The sequence below is a fragment of the Paracoccus sp. PAR01 genome (genome assembly GCF_014851995.1).
Taxonomy (GTDB): domain Bacteria; phylum Pseudomonadota; class Alphaproteobacteria; order Rhodobacterales; family Rhodobacteraceae; genus Paracoccus; species Paracoccus litorisediminis.
The window spans coordinates 1-15,811 of sequence record NZ_JACVAW010000041.1 but is presented as its reverse complement, the minus strand read 5'-3'; the positions used below and the strand labels follow the sequence as shown (position 1 = coordinate 15,811).

At 63.2% G+C, this 15,811-nt stretch carries 15 protein-coding genes; 2 read left to right on the top strand and 13 right to left on the bottom strand.

Features of this window, described 5'->3' with window-relative positions; all coding sequences use genetic code 11:
- Window positions 1-301: 301 nt before the first annotated feature.
- Genes fabI through IB235_RS23785 form a run of 6 tightly spaced genes read right to left on the bottom strand, consistent with a single transcriptional unit; the run spans window position 302 to window position 6,843 of the window.
- Window positions 302-1,087 (bottom strand): enoyl-ACP reductase FabI, encoded by a 786-nt coding sequence (gene fabI / locus IB235_RS23810; protein WP_155041612.1) that lies wholly within the window; start codon window positions 1,085-1,087, stop codon window positions 302-304.
- Window positions 1,084-2,277, bottom strand: coding sequence for an acetate/propionate family kinase (locus IB235_RS23805; protein WP_192338832.1), 1,194 nt, complete (start codon window positions 2,275-2,277; stop codon window positions 1,084-1,086). Before IB235_RS23805 ends, fabI begins: the two co-directional genes overlap by 4 nt.
- Window positions 2,274-3,230 carry a phosphate acetyltransferase gene (locus tag IB235_RS23800; protein ID WP_370576985.1) on the bottom strand — a complete coding sequence of 319 codons (957 nt, stop codon included), beginning with the start codon at window positions 3,228-3,230 and terminating at the stop codon, window positions 2,274-2,276. Before IB235_RS23800 ends, IB235_RS23805 begins: the two co-directional genes overlap by 4 nt.
- 21 nt (window positions 3,231-3,251) lie before the next feature.
- A complete protein-coding gene (locus IB235_RS23795; protein ID WP_192338834.1) occupies window positions 3,252-3,905 on the bottom strand; it encodes a 3-oxoacid CoA-transferase subunit B in 654 nt (217 codons plus the stop codon).
- The gene (locus IB235_RS23790; protein WP_192338831.1) at window positions 3,905-4,558 is read right to left on the bottom strand and encodes a CoA transferase subunit A; all 654 of its coding nucleotides are present in this window, start codon (window positions 4,556-4,558) and stop codon (window positions 3,905-3,907) included. The genes IB235_RS23795 and IB235_RS23790 overlap by 1 nt, the downstream gene beginning before the upstream one ends.
- A complete protein-coding gene (locus IB235_RS23785) occupies window positions 4,555-6,843 on the bottom strand; it encodes a DUF3141 domain-containing protein (protein WP_225612598.1) in 2,289 nt (762 codons plus the stop codon). Before IB235_RS23785 ends, IB235_RS23790 begins: the two co-directional genes overlap by 4 nt.
- Window positions 6,844-7,087: 244 nt before the next feature.
- Between IB235_RS23785 and IB235_RS23780 the strand changes: the two genes are divergently transcribed.
- Window positions 7,088-7,549: a histidine kinase gene (locus IB235_RS23780; RefSeq protein ID WP_192338829.1), complete on the top strand. Its 462-nt coding sequence runs from the start codon at window positions 7,088-7,090 to the stop codon at window positions 7,547-7,549.
- A 533-nt stretch (window positions 7,550-8,082) separates the two neighbouring features.
- Here the strand turns inward: IB235_RS23780 and IB235_RS23775 are convergent.
- The 7 genes from IB235_RS23775 to IB235_RS23745 all read right to left on the bottom strand — a co-directional run bounded on the left by IB235_RS23775 (window position 8,083) and on the right by IB235_RS23745 (window position 14,509).
- Window positions 8,083-8,520, bottom strand: coding sequence for a DUF6691 family protein (locus IB235_RS23775; protein WP_192338828.1), 438 nt, complete (start codon window positions 8,518-8,520; stop codon window positions 8,083-8,085).
- On the bottom strand, window positions 8,520-8,978 hold the full coding sequence (locus tag IB235_RS23770; protein ID WP_192338827.1) for a YeeE/YedE family protein: 459 nt from the start codon (window positions 8,976-8,978) through the stop codon (window positions 8,520-8,522). The genes IB235_RS23775 and IB235_RS23770 overlap by 1 nt, the downstream gene beginning before the upstream one ends.
- Window positions 8,979-9,355: 377 nt before the next feature.
- The gene (gene pyk, locus IB235_RS23760; RefSeq protein ID WP_225612597.1) at window positions 9,356-10,801 is read right to left on the bottom strand and encodes a pyruvate kinase; all 1,446 of its coding nucleotides are present in this window, start codon (window positions 10,799-10,801) and stop codon (window positions 9,356-9,358) included.
- The gene (locus IB235_RS23755) at window positions 10,798-12,060 is read right to left on the bottom strand and encodes a glycerate kinase (protein ID WP_192338826.1); all 1,263 of its coding nucleotides are present in this window, start codon (window positions 12,058-12,060) and stop codon (window positions 10,798-10,800) included. The genes pyk and IB235_RS23755 overlap by 4 nt, the downstream gene beginning before the upstream one ends.
- A gap of 12 nt (window positions 12,061-12,072) precedes the next feature.
- A complete protein-coding gene (locus IB235_RS23750) occupies window positions 12,073-13,197 on the bottom strand; it encodes a tartrate dehydrogenase (RefSeq protein WP_192338825.1) in 1,125 nt (374 codons plus the stop codon).
- Between the two features lie 23 nt (window positions 13,198-13,220).
- On the bottom strand, window positions 13,221-13,454 hold the full coding sequence (locus tag IB235_RS25435) for a hypothetical protein (RefSeq protein ID WP_225612596.1): 234 nt from the start codon (window positions 13,452-13,454) through the stop codon (window positions 13,221-13,223).
- A complete protein-coding gene (locus IB235_RS23745; protein ID WP_225612595.1) occupies window positions 13,355-14,509 on the bottom strand; it encodes an MFS transporter in 1,155 nt (384 codons plus the stop codon). Before IB235_RS23745 ends, IB235_RS25435 begins: the two co-directional genes overlap by 100 nt.
- Window positions 14,510-14,629: 120 nt before the next feature.
- Here IB235_RS23745 and IB235_RS23740 point away from each other — a divergent pair, with 120 nt between their 5' ends.
- On the top strand, window positions 14,630-15,547 hold the full coding sequence (locus tag IB235_RS23740; protein ID WP_155041621.1) for a LysR substrate-binding domain-containing protein: 918 nt from the start codon (window positions 14,630-14,632) through the stop codon (window positions 15,545-15,547).
- The last annotated feature ends 264 nt before the right edge of the window (window positions 15,548-15,811 follow it).

The window sequence follows — 15,811 nt, the reverse complement described above, 5'->3', positions numbered from 1 at the left end:
CATAGGCGCGGGTCGCAAGCTTGCTCAGCGTCTCGCCGCTGGCAACCACATGCGGGTTGCCGCAGGTCAGGGCGTCCTGTGCCAGCAATGGTGGGGCGGTTGCAGACAGCATCAGGCCTGCCGCAAGGCCGCGGCGCAGGGCAATCTGATGTTGGCTCGAAATACGAAATCGCCGGGTGGTTCTACGAGACATCATCGGCCTCCATCCCGGACCCCGCGACCTTGCGCGAGAATCCCCTATGAATGCTAATCCAGCCAAGTGTGGCTGAGAAGTGTTTTCATTCAAAGGATTTTCACAATTTCAGTCGATGATGTGGTAGCCGCCGTCGATATAGATGGTTTGGCCGGTAATCAGCCGCGCCGCGTCATGGGCAAGGAAGGCCACCGCCGCCCCGACATCGTCGATGCCGACCAGTTCGCGGGCCGGGGCCTTGCGTTCGGCCTTGGCTAGAAGTTCATCGAATTCCGGAATGCCCGAGGCGGCGCGGGTGGCAAGCGGGCCGGGCGAGATGGCATGGACGCGGATACCCTTGGGGCCAAGCTCGGCCGCCATGTAGCGCACCGCACTTTCCAGCGCGGCCTTGGCGACGCCCATGATGTTGTAATTCTCGACCACCATCTCGGCGCCGTAATAGCTCATGGTGAACATGGCACCGCCCCTTTTCATCAGCGGTTCGGCCAGATGCGCCATCCGCATGAAGGACCAGCACGAGACCTCCATCGTCTTCAGAAAGCCGTCCAGTGGCGCGTCCGTCACCCGCCCCGCCAACGTGTCGCGCGGGGCGAAGGCGATGGAGTGGATCAGGTAATCAAGCTCACCCCATTTTGCAGTGATCTCGTCGAATACCGCCTCGACCTGACCGGGGACCAGCATGTCGAGGGGCAGGAAAATCGGTGCCTCGACCTCTTGCGCCAATGGCTCGACGAAGCGTTTGGCCTTGTCGTTCAGGTAGGTCACCGCGACCTCGGCCCCCAGGGCGCGAAAGGCGCGGGCGCAGCCCCAGGCGATCGACTGATCATTGGCGATGCCGACGATCAGGCCCTTCTTGCCTTCGAGCAGCTTGGCCTGAGCAAGGGGAAGCGTCATGCCGGTGCTCCTTCTGGTTCGATCAGGGCGAGGGTATGGCGGGCGATCATCAGTTCCTCGTCGGTCGGAATGACATGGACTGCGACGCGGCTTGCCGGGGTTGAGATCAGGGTTGCCCCGGCGGCATTCGCCTTGGGGTCCAGTGCGACCCCAAGCCAGCCAAGGGTCTGGGCAATACGGGCACGGATCGGCGCCGAGTTTTCACCGATGCCCGCCGTGAAGACGAAGGCATCAAGCCCGCCAAGCGCCGCCGCCAGCATTCCCGCGTTCAATCCACAGCGATAGGCGAAGTGGTCGATGGCGAAGGCTGCCTCGGGCGCGTCGCTGGCCAGCAATTCGCGCATGTCGCTTGAAATGCCCGACAAGCCTTTCAGTCCCGAACCGCGATAGAACAGGTCGGTGACCTGATCCGCGCTCATCCCCCGCTGCGAGATCAGGTAAAGCACCACGCCCGGATCGACCTGACCCGGACGCGTTCCCATCGGCAGACCGTCCAGCGCGGTAAAGCCCATCGTGCTTTCGACGCTGTGCCCCGCCTTTATCGCGCACATCGAGGCGCCGCTGCCCAGATGTGCGACGATCACCCGGCCTGCAGCAGCCTGCGGCGCGATCTCACGCAGGCGCTCGGCGACATATTCATAGGAAAGCCCGTGAAATCCGTAACGTCGCACCCCCTCATCATAATAGGCGCGGGGAATGGCATATCGGTCGGCAACCTGAGGATGGTCGCGATGGAAGGCCGTGTCGAAACAGGCCACCTGCGGCACGTCTGGATTGATCTGCATGGCCAGCCGGATCGGGGCGAGATTGTTCGGCTGATGCAGCGGCGCGAGATCCTGATATTCCGCGAGCCGGTCAAGGATCGCGTCGTCGATCAGCACCGGGGCCGCGAAGTCCGGCCCGCCATGCACGACCCGATGGCCGATGGCGCGCAGTTGCAGCCCTTCAAGCGTGCGCAGCCATGACCGGGTTTCAGCGATCGCGGCGGGCAGATCCGGGACCTCCTTGGGTCCATAGGTTCGGTCGAGGATCACGGCCCCGTCCGAGGCGGTGGCGCGCAAATGGGGTCGAACGCCGATCCCGTCCAGCTGGCCGCGGATTTTCCGGATCAGCGCGGCGTCCTCGATGGTGAAGACCTGAAACTTCAGGCTGGACGAGCCTGCGTTGACGACAAGGATTGCGCCCTTCATTCGGCAGCCACCTTGGGTTTGCCCTTGCGACGCGACTCGGCATCCAGCGCGGCCACGGCACATGAGGCGAGACGCGTCCGCACCGAATCCGCGCGTGAGGTCAGGACGATCGGCACGCGGGCTCCCAGCACCACCCCGGCAGCATCGGCATGCGACAGGAAGCTGAGATTTTTGGCCAGCATGTTCCCGGCCTCAAGGTCCGGGACGACCAGAACCTGCGCCCTTCCCGCGACCGGTCCACCAATGCCCTTGATCCGTGCCGCCTCGGGGTCGATAGCATTGTCGAAGGCCAGCGGCCCTTCCAGCAACCCGCCGGTGATCTGGCCGCGCTCGGCCATCTTGCACAAGGCCGCTGCCTCGATGGTCGAGGGGATCTTGCCGGTCACCGTCTCGACCGCCGACAGGATCGCCACGCGCGGTTCGGTCATGCCGAGCGCATGCAGCAGGTCGATGGCGTTCTGGACGATGTCGCGCTTGGTCTCCAGATCGGGAAAGATGTTGATCGCGGCATCGGTGATGAACAGCGTGTCGGCATGACCGGGCACGTCCATGACAAAGACATGGCTGATGCGGCGGTCCGTGCGCAGCCCGGTCGCCGAGGAGGTGACCGCCCGCATGAATTCATCGGTATGAAGGCTGCCCTTCATCAGCACCTCGCCCTTGCCCTCGCGGATCAGGGCGACGGCCATGTCAGCGGCGGCATGGCTATGCGGGACATCGATGATTTCGATGCCGTTCAGGTCAATGTCATGCTGGGCGGCGACGGCGCGGATCTTTGGCTCGGGACCGACCAGCAGGGGGGTGATCAGACCTTCGCGCCCGGCATCGATGGGGCCGCGCAAAGAGGTTTCGTCGCAGGGATGGGCGACGACGGTCACGACATCGCGGGTCTCGCGCGCCCGCGCAATCAGCAGGTCGTATTTCGAGGGCGTATGCGCATCGGTTTCGGTCACGATACTCTCCTCAGGAGGTTTCTAATCCAGTTCCATCTCGGGGATGTCGCCAGCGATGATCAGATGGGCGGCGGTGGCGGCAAGGATCTGTTCGATACTGACGCCCGGCCCGCGTTCCCGCAGTTCAAGGCCGCTTGCGGTCGGGCGGATCACCGCCATCTCGGTCACGATCAGGTCGACGCGACGCTCGGCGGTCAGGGGCAGAGTGCATTCGGGCAGGATCTTGGGCTCGCCCTTGGCGCTGTGCAGCATGGCGACCACGACGCTGCGTGCGCCCGCGACCAGATCCATGGCCCCGCCCATGCCGGGCACCATCCGGCCCGGCACCATCCAGTTCGCAAGATGCCCCTTTTCATCGACTTGCAGGCCACCCAGCACGGTCATGTCCAGATGCCCGCCACGTATCAGGCCAAAGCTCATGGCGCTGTCGATCGAGGCAGCGCCCGGAACCGCGGTGACAAAGCCGCCCCCTGCATCGGTGAGGCTTTTCTCGGCCATGCCCTCGGGTGGGCGGGCGCCAAGGCCGATGACGCCATTCTCGGCCTGAAAGAACACGTCGATGCCTTCGGGGACGTAATTCGCGACGAGGCTTGGCAGGCCGATACCCAGGTTGACCAATGTGCCGGGGCGGATTTCGCGGGCGACGCGGCGGGCGATGATTTCCTTGGCGTCCATCATGGCGCTGTCCCCAGAAGATGATCGACCAGCACACCCGGCGTCTTGACCGCATCGGGTGGGATCATGCCCACGGGAACGATATGTTCGGGTTCGGCAATCACCGTGGCCGCTGCCATCGCCATGATCGGATTGAAGTTATGCGCGGTCAGCAGATAGCTTAGATTGCCGGCGTAATCGGCGTGGTGACAGGCCAGCAGCGCGTAATCGCCCCGGATCGGACGCTCCAGCAGGAAGCGCTGGCCATCGACCTCGACGATCTGCTTGCCCTCCTCGACCGGGGTGCCAAGGCCGGTTGCGGTCAGCACCCCGCCCAACCCGTAGCCCGCAGCGCGGATGCGCTCGACCAGCGTGCCCTGTGGGACCAACTCGACCTGCATCTCTCCGGCCATCATCTTCTGCTGTGCCAAGGGGTTCAGACCGATATGCGACACGATGGCGCGGCTGACCTGACCCGATGCGACCAGCTTTCCCACCCCCTTTTCGGGGGTGCAGAGGTCGTTGCAGATGATGGTCAATCCGCCGGTACCACGCGCAAGGATCGCGTCGATCAGCCGATGCGGAGAGCCAACGCCCATGAAACCACCGACCAGCAGAACCGCGCCTTCCTCGATCATCTCGGCAGCGGCCTCGGGCCGGAGCGCAGCCTTCATGCCGAGGGTTCCGGTTTGGGCTTGCCGCGAGGCGTCGTCGGTCTGGCCGGCTTCTTGGGGGCAGCGGCTTCAGGCGCGGCTGTCTTGGGGGGCGACAAAGGGGAAACTCCCAGCCCGAACAGTTCGGCCAGATGGCGCAGGCGTACGGCGACCTCGCCATCGGGTTCGGCGGCGGCGGACAGAACCGTGTCCAGCATATCCAGACCGGCGCGACGTTCGGCCTCGCTTGTCGGCAGCAATTTCGGCAGGGCGGCCATGGCGGCATCCTCGTCGATCAGCAGCATGAAGAACTGCTCGCGCAGCATCTTGCGGAAATCGTCGAAACTTTGTCGGCTCAGCTCGGGGTTGGCACGGCAGAACCGGCGCACGGCCTCAAAGCTGCGCTCGTCCACGCCGCCGCGCGGTGCGCCTGCATAGAAAAGCGAGCGGGCAAGGGCCTCGCGCATTCCGCCGCGCCCCATTCCGCCGCGCAATTCCGAAATGCGAAGGGCGACATTGTGGTCATGCATCGGGCTTTTCGCGGCCTTGCGCTTGGGCCGGTCGCTTTGGTCCACGCCAAGCGCCGATTGCAGGACCTCGCGACCGTAAAACTTCATGAAGCTTTCCTCGGCCCAGCGTTCACTGGTTTGGCGCAGAGTCTCAAACCCCGCCACGATCTGGTTCGAGACCTGCTCCTGCAAGGCAAGGAAGGGGTTCGCGGGCGAGACGGACTGGCGGGTTTCACGCACACGCTCGGCCATGGCCTTGGTCCAGCCGGTCAGCGGGTTCCATGGGCCAAGCATTTCGTATTGCAGACGCATCGGATGCAGATGCTGCATGATGTCGGGCATGCCCGGCGGCACCATCGCCCGCACGAAGGGCTGGGCAAAGGTGCGATACATCGCAAGGTTCATCTCGGAGAGCCGCGCGGCGGCATCAAAGCGCCGATCATCCTCGGGGTCATTGCTGCCAAGCGCGCGGATATCGTCAAGCGTGCGGGCCTCGCAGCGCATCACCCATTCGCCTTGCACCAGTTCGGGATGCAACTCGGCTTCGTCCTTCGGCTCCAGCACGGCTTCATACAGGCCGGGCGGCAGCAGATCGAGCATGTCGATATTCGAGGCGAATTGCTGATGCTCTTTCCGCGCCACCCCGGACGAAACGAAAATGCCCAGATGACCGACCTTGTCATGAACGGTATAGACGATGGTCTGGCCAAAGGCGCGTATCTCATCGACGCTGTCGTAAAGATCCAGAATCCAGTCCAGCGCCTGCTGCGGCGGGGTGATGTTGTCGCCTTTGGAGCAAAAGACCACGATCGGGGCGCGGATATTTCGCAGATCGATCGCCGTGCCCTCGCTAGTGCGGATTTTGCCCGAGGACAGGCGGTTGCCGACGAACAGTTCGTCGACGATGAACTGCATTTCCTCGGCATTCAGCAGAACATGGCCGCCCCACCATTTTTCGAAACCCAGATAACGCGCCGCCTCGCTGTCGATTTTTGACCAGAGGTTGTATTGCTTGGTCCAATAGGTGTTGGCAGGGTTCTGGTTCTCGAAATTCTGAACCAGCCACGCGCCGTCAAAAACCCCGCCGCCAAGGTCGCTGGTCAGGGCGGTCAACCAGCTTCCGCCCAGAAGCCCGCCGGAATAGCGCATCGGATACTGTCCCCGGACGCCCGCCCAGTAGGACAACGGCGTGCCGGCAAGGATGATCGGGCCGAATAGCTCGGGGTAAAGCGCCGCAACCATCATCACCGACCAACCGGCCTGACAATTGCCGATGACACAGGGCTTGCCTTCGGACTGCGGGTGCCGGGCAATCACTGCGCGCAGGAACTGCGCTTCGGCATGGACAATGTCCTCGATGGTCTGGCCGGGGATCGGGTTGGGCAGGAAGCCGATGAAATAGCAGGGATGACCTGCCTTCATCGCAACCCCGATCTCGCTGTCGGCCTTGAAGCCGCCAATGCCGGGGCCATGGCCCGCGCGGGGATCGATCACGACAAAGGGGCGCTTGCGGGGATCGGGTTCATTGCCCGGTACCGGCAGGATGCGTCCCATCAGGTAATTCACCGGCCGCTCAAAGCTGCGGCCGTCAAGGATCAGCTCGGCTTTGTAATCCAGGACATGCGGAATATCCTGCGCGGCATGTTCACGATATTGCTCGGACCGTTCGCGCATTACGTCCATGTAAAGGACCGAGCGTTGCCAAGCATCGATCATGTAAGCCGCCGCCGCCGAGGGCAGCGCCCATGCCGGCTCTGTGGGGGTGGGGGAGGGCTTGGAATTGGTCCGTTGTGTCATGTCGCTCTCCATGACTGAGGCTGGGGCAAGGCGGCCCAATGCGGGCCAAGCAGTTCCAAAAGCGCGGCCTCCCGGAATTTTAGCCGCGATGCAGCAATCTGATCCAGACCGGCGGCGTTAATTACTGTAAACTACCTGCCGAGCCGAGCCGGGCTGCTACGTAATGCGGCATCCTCCCGAGGATTCGCCTGACCGCAGGCTAGCAGCATTTCCTGACAAATCCAGCGCAAGGAGAAACAGGGCCATGACCCAATCCGACCCCAAAGCTGCCGTCCCGACTGCCGACGAGCTGCGCCTGCTGCATCTGCAAAAAGAGCTGGAGGAAATGGAGCGCCGTGCCAAGCTTCTCGACACCGAGCGTCAGGAGCGCGCCCGTGCTGCCGAGGAATTCCTCAAGGGTGAGGTCACTGACCGTGAACGCGAATTGATCCGTCGCCTTGTCATGAATGCGGTCGAGAAGGGCCAGTTCGAGGTGATGGTCTACAGTTTCCCCTCGAAGCTTTGCACCGATAACGGCCGGGCCATCAACAATGCCGAACGCGACTGGCCCGAGACGCTGCAAGGCAAGGCGCGGGATTTCTACGACCGGTTCAAGGCAAATCTGCAACCCAAGGGCTACAAGCTGAAAGCCATGATCATCAACTTTCCGGACGGCATGCCCGGAGACGTCGGCCTCTACCTGGATTGGGCGCCGAAGGCGGTGTGATTGCGGCCTGAGCCGATGTGTGTGTGGTCCCTTTCAGGGACCGGCGCGCGGATCATCGCCATTCGATAGACCTCGCGGGGTCCATTCGGCCTCGCCAACTATACCTCCGGTCTGGCGGTGACTGCCCGATGGCATGTGGATCAGGCCGTGGCAGGCGCTCCGGTTTCTTCGCCTCTTCGCTGGGTCTGTCGCGGTATAGAGGATGCCAATCCGTTCACCGGCAAAGCAGGTGCTGGTCGACCGCCATGGGCCCGGAACAACGCGCGCAGCACCTGAAGATGCTAAAAGACAAACATCTCGGAGCAGTTGCGCGTGGATGACGAGGGGGTCGACATCGTTACCAACGGACTGGACCGGTCATGGCATGGTGCCGACTCGGGGATTTTCTGGGGCAAGAGTACGAGATTAGTGTCCCAAACCTGGCGAGGCTCTTCTGCGGGTCGATTTATGAGCAGACTGCCGCACGTTGGCTTGGGTAAAGACGCCACCGATTTCGACGGGAAATAGCGGGCAACAAACATCGTTGATGTTTTTCAGGGAGTCCCTTTCGGCGACAGAGTAGACAGATTCTTACCCTTCTCGCCAAGCCACAGCCCGATCAGCATCATTGGCAAAAATACAATTGCTCCCGGTGCGAGAAGTGGCAGTGCGACCCAAGCCGGACCGGGGCAGAAGCCACCTATTCCCCAGCCGATCCCAAACAGCGCCGCGCCAAGGACAAGAGGCCGGTCGATTTGCGTGCTTGAGGGCAGATCGAAGCGATCAGAAAACACCGGCGCGCTTTTGCGCCACACCAACCGATAGCCGAGGAAAGTGACCAACAAGGCTCCGCCCATGACGAAGCCGAGGCTAGGGTCCCATGGCCCTACTATGTCGAGGAAGTTCAGCACTTTCGCCGGGTTCGCCATACCGGAGAGGACGAGGCCAAGGCCAAAGAGAAGACCGCTTGCGAAGCCAAGCAGGTGTCGCATCAGGCGCCTCCAAGAACATGGCGCAGGACAAACACCGTAGCGAAGCCCGCGACCATGAAGGTCACGACTGCGACGAACGAACGGCGCGACAATCGTGCCAATCCGCAGACACCGTGACCTGAAGTGCAGCCCGAACCAAGCCCGGTCCCGAAACCTACGAGCAGTCCTGCGACCGCCATGGCGGGAAGGTTGCCCGATACCGTCTGCCCGATTGCGCCGCCAACGAGACGATAGATCACAGGCGCGGCAATGAGACCGAGAACGAAGGCAAGTCTCCAGTCGCGTTCTTGGAGTGCATTTCCAGTCGGTGTCATCACCCCAAGGACAGATTTGGTAATCCCGGAAATACCCGCAATCTTCCCGAATAGCGCCATCACGATGACCGCGCTTAGCCCGATCAGCATCCCACCTGCCAGAGAAACCCAAGGCGTGAAATCTGTCACGATTGTTGGACCCATGCGAACCCTCCAAAGGAATGCGGCAGGTGGCTTACCCTCGCATCGCTATCACGCCATAGATTATCTATGGCTAAATAATGTAATTCTAAAGCAATGGCGTAAAGTTCGGGCCTGCCTTTCGCTGCCTTGGAAAAACGGGCCGAGCATGTTGTCGAGCGGCTGTCGCTGGTCGCTAACGCCACTCGCCTGATTATCCTTTGTGACCTCGTCAAAGGTTCAGCCAGTCTGCCCAGAGCCAGCACCTTGCCCGACTTCGTGAGGCGGGAATGGTTACAACGCGGCGCGAGACGCAGACGGTTTACTATCGTATTGCTGACCCCGATCTCCGAAATCTTGATGCCTGCGCTTTCGGGACATTCTGCCGGGAAAGGTAAATCTTAGACGCCTCCAAGCTGGGTAACGCGGATGCTGTTCGTCGTGCCCGGCACGCCAAAGGGAAAGCCGCAGACCACGATGACGCTTTGCGCGACATGGCCGATGCCAAGGGCAAGGACGGCTTCTTCGGCAAGGATCGGAACGGTGTCATGATCCGCGATCTCGGCGGCGAGCTTGGGTCGGATTCCCCAGACCAGTGCCATGCGGCGGGCGACCTCGGGGCTGGCGGTCAGCAGCACGGTGGGGCGCGCCGCCCGACGCGAGGCGATGCGGCGACCTGAAGCCCCGGTCGAGGAAAAGGCCACAATGGCGGGAACCGACAGGGCGTTGGCCAAGTCCACTGCCGCTCCGGCGATGGCACGGTTCGGTGTGTCGGCATGGGGCGCGCTGGTCTGCATCGAGGCTGCGTAGAAAGGATGAGCCTCTGTGCGGCGAATGATCCGGTCCATCATCGCCACCGCCTCAAGCGGGAACTGACCCGAGGCAGTTTCGGCCGAAAGCATCACGGCATCCGCACCGTCATGGATGGCATTGGCCACGTCCGAGGCTTCGGCCCGTGTCGGCGTGGGGGTCGAGATCATCGATTCCAGCATCTGGGTCGCGACGATGACCGGACGATCCTGTTGGCGGCAAAGCCGGATAATCTCTTTCTGGCGGCCGGGAACCTCCTCGGGCGGAATCTCGACGCCCAGATCACCCCGCGCGATCATGACCGCATCGGCTTCGGCGACGATCCGCGGCAGGTCCAGAAGCGCCGAGGGCTTTTCGATCTTGGCGATAAGCCCGGCACGGCCACGGATCAGCTCCTTGACCTCGACAAGATCCTCGGCCCGCTGCACGAAGGAGAGTGCGACCCAGTCGACACCAAGGGAAAGGCCGAATTCCAGATCGGCGCGGTCCTTTTCGGTCAGGGCAGGCAGCGCGACGACGGTGTCGGGCAGGTTCACCCCCTTGCGATCCTGCAGCTTTCCGCCCGCCACCACACGGGTCGAGATGCTTTCGGCATCATGTGAGGTGACCGCAAGCCGGATGCGGCCGTCATCGACCAGCAGCGCATCGCCGGGCCGGATGGCCGCGAAAATCTCGGGATGGGGCAGGGGGATTTCGTCAGGGGCGCAGGTCGTACCCAGCCGCAGGATCAGGCTTTGCCCGGCCAGCAAGTCTCGCGGGCCGCCCGGCACCTGACCGATGCGGATCTTGGGGCCCTGCAGGTCCTGAAGAATGCCGATGGGCTGATCCAGCTCGGCCTCAAGTGCGCGAATGGCGTCGAAGGCCCGCCGGTGGTCGTCATGGCTGCCATGGCTGAAATTCAGCCGGAAGGTATCGACGCCGGCAAGGAACAACTGGCGCAGCATCCGGGGCGCATGGCTCGCCGGGCCGACCGTTGCCACGATCTTGGCGCGGCGGTCGCGCAATTGCGGGGGCGTCATGGAGGTATCGAGGATCATGGGATGAAAACCGCCCGGAAGTCGTTGACATTGGTAAGGGTGGGGCCGGTTCGGACCAGATCGCCGATCCGGTCGAACAGGCTGTAGCTGTCATGGCCGCGCAGGATCGCGCGCGGGTCCAACCCGGCGGCGCGGGCGCGGGTCAGCGTGTCAGGGGTGATGATCGCACCGGCTGCGTCCTCGGTCCCGTCGATGCCGTCCGTGTCGCAGGCCAAGGCATGGATGCCGGTCTGTCCGTCCAGCGCCAAGGCCATGGACAGCAGGAATTCGGTATTGCGCCCGCCGCGGCCCGGTTTGACGTCCCCGATGGATACGGTGGTTTCGCCGCCCGAAAGCAGCACTGCCGGGCCTGCGACGGGATGGCCATGCAGGGCAGCACTCCGCGCGATCCCGGCCATGACCTGTCCCGTGGTGCTGGCCTCACCCTCGACCGCATCGCCAAGGATCAGCGGTGTGATCCCCGCCGCGTGGGCCAGCTTTGCGGCTGCCTCAAGCGCCATCTGTGGTGTCGAGATCAGCCGGTAATCGGCCGCGAAGGCCGGGATCGGCTTGGGCTTGGCCAGCAGCAATTTTCTTGCCGCGACCGGTAGATCCGGGCCCAGCTGATCCACGATATCCGAGAGGTCTGCACCGCCATCCGGATCATGGACCGTCGGACCCGAGGCGATGGCCAGCGGGTCGTCCCCCGGCACGTCCGAGATGGCCAGTGTCACTACCCGTGCAGGTGCCGCCGCCAGCGCCAGACGACCGCCCTTGACGGCGGACAAGCGCCGCCGAACCCGGTTCATCACCGAGATCGGCGCCCCCGAGGCCAGAAGCAGGCGGTTGACCTGCATTTTCTCCTCAAGCGTCAGCCCCGGCGCAGGGGCGGTCATCAAGGCCGAGCCCCCGCCCGAGATCAGCGCCAGCACCAGATCATCCGGTCCCAGCCCGCTGACCGCCTGCAGGATGCGTTTTGCGGCCATTGCCCCATTCGCGTCGGGAACGGGATGCGCGGCCTCGATCACCTCGATCCTTTCGGTCGGAACGGCATGGCCGTAGCGGGTCACGACCACGCCCGACAGATCGACATCGGGCCAAGCCATTTCGACTGCGCGGGCCATGGCGGCGGCGGATTTCCCGGCACCGACGACGACAACCCGACCGCGCGGCAATTCGGGAAGGTGACGCGCGACCGTCTGCGCCGGGTCGGCGCTGTCCACTGCCGCAGCAAAAAGCTGCAGCAGCAGATCGCGGGCAGAAAGGTTCAGATCGCGCATCACCCGACCGCCTCAGCCGATCGCGGCGACGGTGCGACGTGCGCTGTCCGTCACCTGCTGCGTGACATCGTTTGCGCCACGGATAGCCGCGCAAACCGCGTCCGTCACCTGCTGCGTATTGGCTGTTCCGCCGACATCGGGGGTCATCACACCTTGCGCACAGACCTGCTCGACCACCTTCAGCAGACGGGCCGCCGCATCCGCTTCGCCCAGATGTTCCAGCATCTGCGCGGCGGTCCAGAAGGTCGCGACCGGGTTGGCGATGCCCATGCCGGTGATGTCGAAGGCGGAACCATGGATCGGCTCGAACATCGAGGGGAAGCGGCGCTCGGGGTCGATATTGCCGGTCGGAGCGACGCCAAGGCTGCCTGCCAGCGCGCCCGCCAGATCCGACAGGATATCGGCATGCAGGTTGGTCGCGACGATGGTATCCAGGCTTTGCGGGTTCCTGACCATGCGCACGGTCATGGCATCGACCAGCATCTTGTCCCAGGTCACGTCGGGAAATTCCTGCGCGACCTCGGCCGCGATTTCGTCCCACATGACCATGCCGTGGCGCTGCGCGTTGGACTTGGTCACCACCGTGAGCAGTTTGCGCGGGCGGGACTGCGCCAGCTTGAAGGCATAGCGCATGATCCGGGTCACGCCGACGCGGGTAAAGATGGCCACCTCAGTCCCGACTTCCTCGGGCAACCCGCGATGGGCGCGCCCGCCATGGCCGGAATATTCGCCCTCGGAGTTCTCGCGCACGATCACCCAATCCAGATCGCCCGGTCCGACATTGGCCAGCGGCGATTTGATGCCCGGCAGGATCTTGGTCGGGCGGACATTGGCATATTGGTCGAAGCCTTGGCAGATCGGCAGGCGCAGGCCCCAAAGCGTGATGTGGTCGGGGACGTCCGGCGCACCCACCGCACCGAAGAAAATCGCGTCAAAGGCCTTGAGTTGTGCCGGCCCGTCCTCGGGCATCAGGGCGCCGGTCCGCTTGTAGCAATCCGAGCCCCAGTCGAAGCTGGTGACGTCCAGTTGGAAGCCGCCGTCACGCTCGGCCAATGCTTCCAGCACTTGCAGCCCGGCATCGATCACTTCGGGGCCGATGCCATCGGCGGGAATGGCGGCGATCTTGTAGGATTTCATGGTCAGGGTTCCTTGCAGAAAGGTCAAAGATTGGCCGTGGCGGTGGTGCGCGCCCGGCGCGCCGTCCCGGCGATGATCAGGGTGACGATGGCCGACAGGATCAGCAGCGCGCCCACGAAATAGAGGCCCCATTCAAAGCTGCCGGTGCTTTGCTTGATCAGCCCGATTGCATAGGGGCCGACGAAGCCGCCCAGATTGCCCAGCGAGTTGATCGTGGCGATGCCGGTCGCCGCAGCCGAGCCCGACAGGAACTCCATAGCGGCGGTTTGGCGGCGCTGACCCCGGCATTGACCGCCACCAGCGCGATGACCACCGCAACCAGAGAGACGGCGAAGCCCGCAAAGAACAGGCCGATACCCGCGGCCGTGCAGGCCAGCGCCACATGCCAGGTCCGCTCATTCGTGCGGTCGGAATGGCGCGACCAGGTGTACATGGCGATCACCGCAAAGATCGGCGGGATGGCATTGACGAAGCCGGTCTGGAACGAGGTCAGGCCCATGCCGTGCAGCATTTGCGGCGCCCAGATCCCCAGCGTGTAAAGCCCGGCCGAGGTCCCGAAATAGACCAGAGACAGTGCCAGCACGCGGGGATCGGTCATGCCCTTCAGGATGGAATGGCTTGCCCCGGCGCGATCCTTGGCGGCGCGCTCGGCATTCATCGTGTTCGACAGCCAGTCGCGTTCCTCGGCATTCAGCCATTTCGCGTTTTCGGGGCGGTCGGTCATGTAGAACAGGACGACCACGCCCAGCACCAGCGCCGGAACTGCCTCGATCATGAACATCCACTGCCAGCCATGCCAGCCCATCAGCCCGTCCATCTCAAGCAGGATGCCCGAGATGGGCGAGCCGAGCGCGACCGAGATCGGTGCCGCCGCCATGAACAAGGCGGTAACCTGTGCACGAGAGCGAGCAGGGAACCAGTAGCTCAGATACAGGATGATGCCCGGAAAGAACCCGGCCTCGGCCGCGCCCAGCAGGAAGCGCAACACATAGAAGCTGGTCGGCCCCTGCACAAAGGCCATTGCCCCCGAGATCAGGCCCCAGGTCACCATGACCCGCGCAATCCACAGCCGCGCACCGAAGCGTTCCAGAGCGAGGTTCGAGGGCACCTCGAACAGGAAATAGCCGATAAAGAACAACCCGGCCCCGAAGCCGAAGATTGCGGGTGACAGGCCAATGTCCTCGTTCATGTGGATGGCGGCAAAGCCCACATTCACGCGATCAAGGAAAGCGATGAAATAGAGCAGCATGATGAAGGGGATGATGCGCCATGAGATTTTTCTCATGACGCGCTTTTCGAGCGCGTTGCTCATGCGGTCCTCCCGGATATGAAAGCGCTCCTCCGCGCCTTTTGATGAAAATACCGGGAGGTGGCGCCTTTCCTCAATCGTTTGGGGAATATATACTGAAACGATATAATCAATGGAGGCTGGATGGACCTTCGCCAATTGCGCTGCGCCGTCGCAGTCGCCGACGAGATGCATTTCGGCAGGGCTGCGGCGCGGCTGGAAATACTACCTGCCGCATTGGGGCGCATGGTCCGGCAACTGGAGGACGGGCTGGGCGTCCAGTTGTTCGAGCGGACAACCCGTTCCGTCGTCATCACCCCCGAGGGCCTGAAGCTGATCAGGGAAGCCCGTGTCCTCCTGGAGCATATTGACGCGGCAGAGCAGCGCTGGCGCAAGATGGGCCGCAAGGGCAGGCAGGTGCTGCGGCTGGGTGCAATCGATACTGCTGCCAGCGGGCTGATTCCCGGCCTTCTCTCGGCGGTCCACGCCAGTCATCCCGAGCTGAAGATTCAGTTGGTGGAGGAACGATCCGCCAAGCTGATACCCCGGCTGCTGGCCGGAAACCTTGATCTGGCGCTGGTCCGACCGGGTCTGATGCCGTTTCACCGACGTCTTCGCGGCCATTTCCTGCTGCATGAAAGCTCGGTCGTCCTGCTGCCCTCTGGCCATCCGCTGACCCGTCTGCAGGAAGTGAACGTCACCGATTTGCAGGACATGCCATTGATCGTGCCGGATCGCCGCTCGCGCCCCCATAGCCACGATTCCGTGCTGGCATTGTTCGAGGGCGAGAATATCCAGCCGAACATCATTCAGAATGCGGATGAAAAGCAGACCATGATGAATATGGTCGCCGCCGGGATCGGGGCAGCCATCATCCCGCGCTGGTGGTCCGCGCTTGCGCCCCGGGGCGTGCAGGTCTGCGAATTGGCGCCCAGCCGGGGCGAGGCGCAAGCCAAATTGCCGCTGCATGTCGTCTGGCCACGCGACATCCGTGATCCCTCACGCGATGCTGTTGTCGAGATCCTGCTGTCGATCATCGACCGCTATGCCGCATCCGCATAAAAGTGAACCGGGGCTGGTGGCGTTGCCCTCCAAACCCTAACGGGGCTGCCACGCGCATTTCGCCAGAGGGCATCGTTCCTGCAGCCGCAACCCGGTGATCCGCGATCATGGCGACCGAGGGTCATTCCCGGCGGATATGGTGATAGTGGCGGACAGGTCTTGGCTGACGGCCGAGTTTTCCACCTCGCGATCATCCGCCCGCTGCCATCGCAGGGATGAGGAAATTATCCGCCAAAAGTGGGGATGAATTTTCAGTTATTGGCG

Coding starts and splice junctions, on each gene's coding strand:
- fabI (WP_155041612.1), bottom strand. CDS start 1,087: ATGACGCTTCCCCTTGCTCAGGCCAAGCTGCTCGAAGGCAAGAAGGGC.
- IB235_RS23805 (WP_192338832.1), bottom strand. CDS start 2,277: ATGAAGGGCGCAATCCTTGTCGTCAACGCAGGCTCGTCCAGCCTGAAG.
- IB235_RS23795 (WP_192338834.1), bottom strand. CDS start 3,905: ATGGACGCCAAGGAAATCATCGCCCGCCGCGTCGCCCGCGAAATCCGC.
- IB235_RS23790 (WP_192338831.1), bottom strand. CDS start 4,558: ATGAAGGCTGCGCTCCGGCCCGAGGCCGCTGCCGAGATGATCGAGGAA.
- IB235_RS23785 (WP_225612598.1), bottom strand. CDS start 6,843: ATGACACAACGGACCAATTCCAAGCCCTCCCCCACCCCCACAGAGCCG.
- IB235_RS23780 (WP_192338829.1), top strand. CDS start 7,088: ATGACCCAATCCGACCCCAAAGCTGCCGTCCCGACTGCCGACGAGCTG.
- IB235_RS23775 (WP_192338828.1), bottom strand. CDS start 8,520: ATGCGACACCTGCTTGGCTTCGCAAGCGGTCTTCTCTTTGGCCTTGGC.
- IB235_RS23770 (WP_192338827.1), bottom strand. CDS start 8,978: ATGGGTCCAACAATCGTGACAGATTTCACGCCTTGGGTTTCTCTGGCA.
- pyk (WP_225612597.1), bottom strand. CDS start 10,801: ATGATCCTCGATACCTCCATGACGCCCCCGCAATTGCGCGACCGCCGC.
- IB235_RS23755 (WP_192338826.1), bottom strand. CDS start 12,060: ATGCGCGATCTGAACCTTTCTGCCCGCGATCTGCTGCTGCAGCTTTTT.
- IB235_RS23750 (WP_192338825.1), bottom strand. CDS start 13,197: ATGAAATCCTACAAGATCGCCGCCATTCCCGCCGATGGCATCGGCCCC.
- IB235_RS25435 (WP_225612596.1), bottom strand. CDS start 13,454: ATGGAGTTCCTGTCGGGCTCGGCTGCGGCGACCGGCATCGCCACGATC.
- IB235_RS23745 (WP_225612595.1), bottom strand. CDS start 14,509: ATGAGCAACGCGCTCGAAAAGCGCGTCATGAGAAAAATCTCATGGCGC.
- IB235_RS23740 (WP_155041621.1), top strand. CDS start 14,630: ATGGACCTTCGCCAATTGCGCTGCGCCGTCGCAGTCGCCGACGAGATG.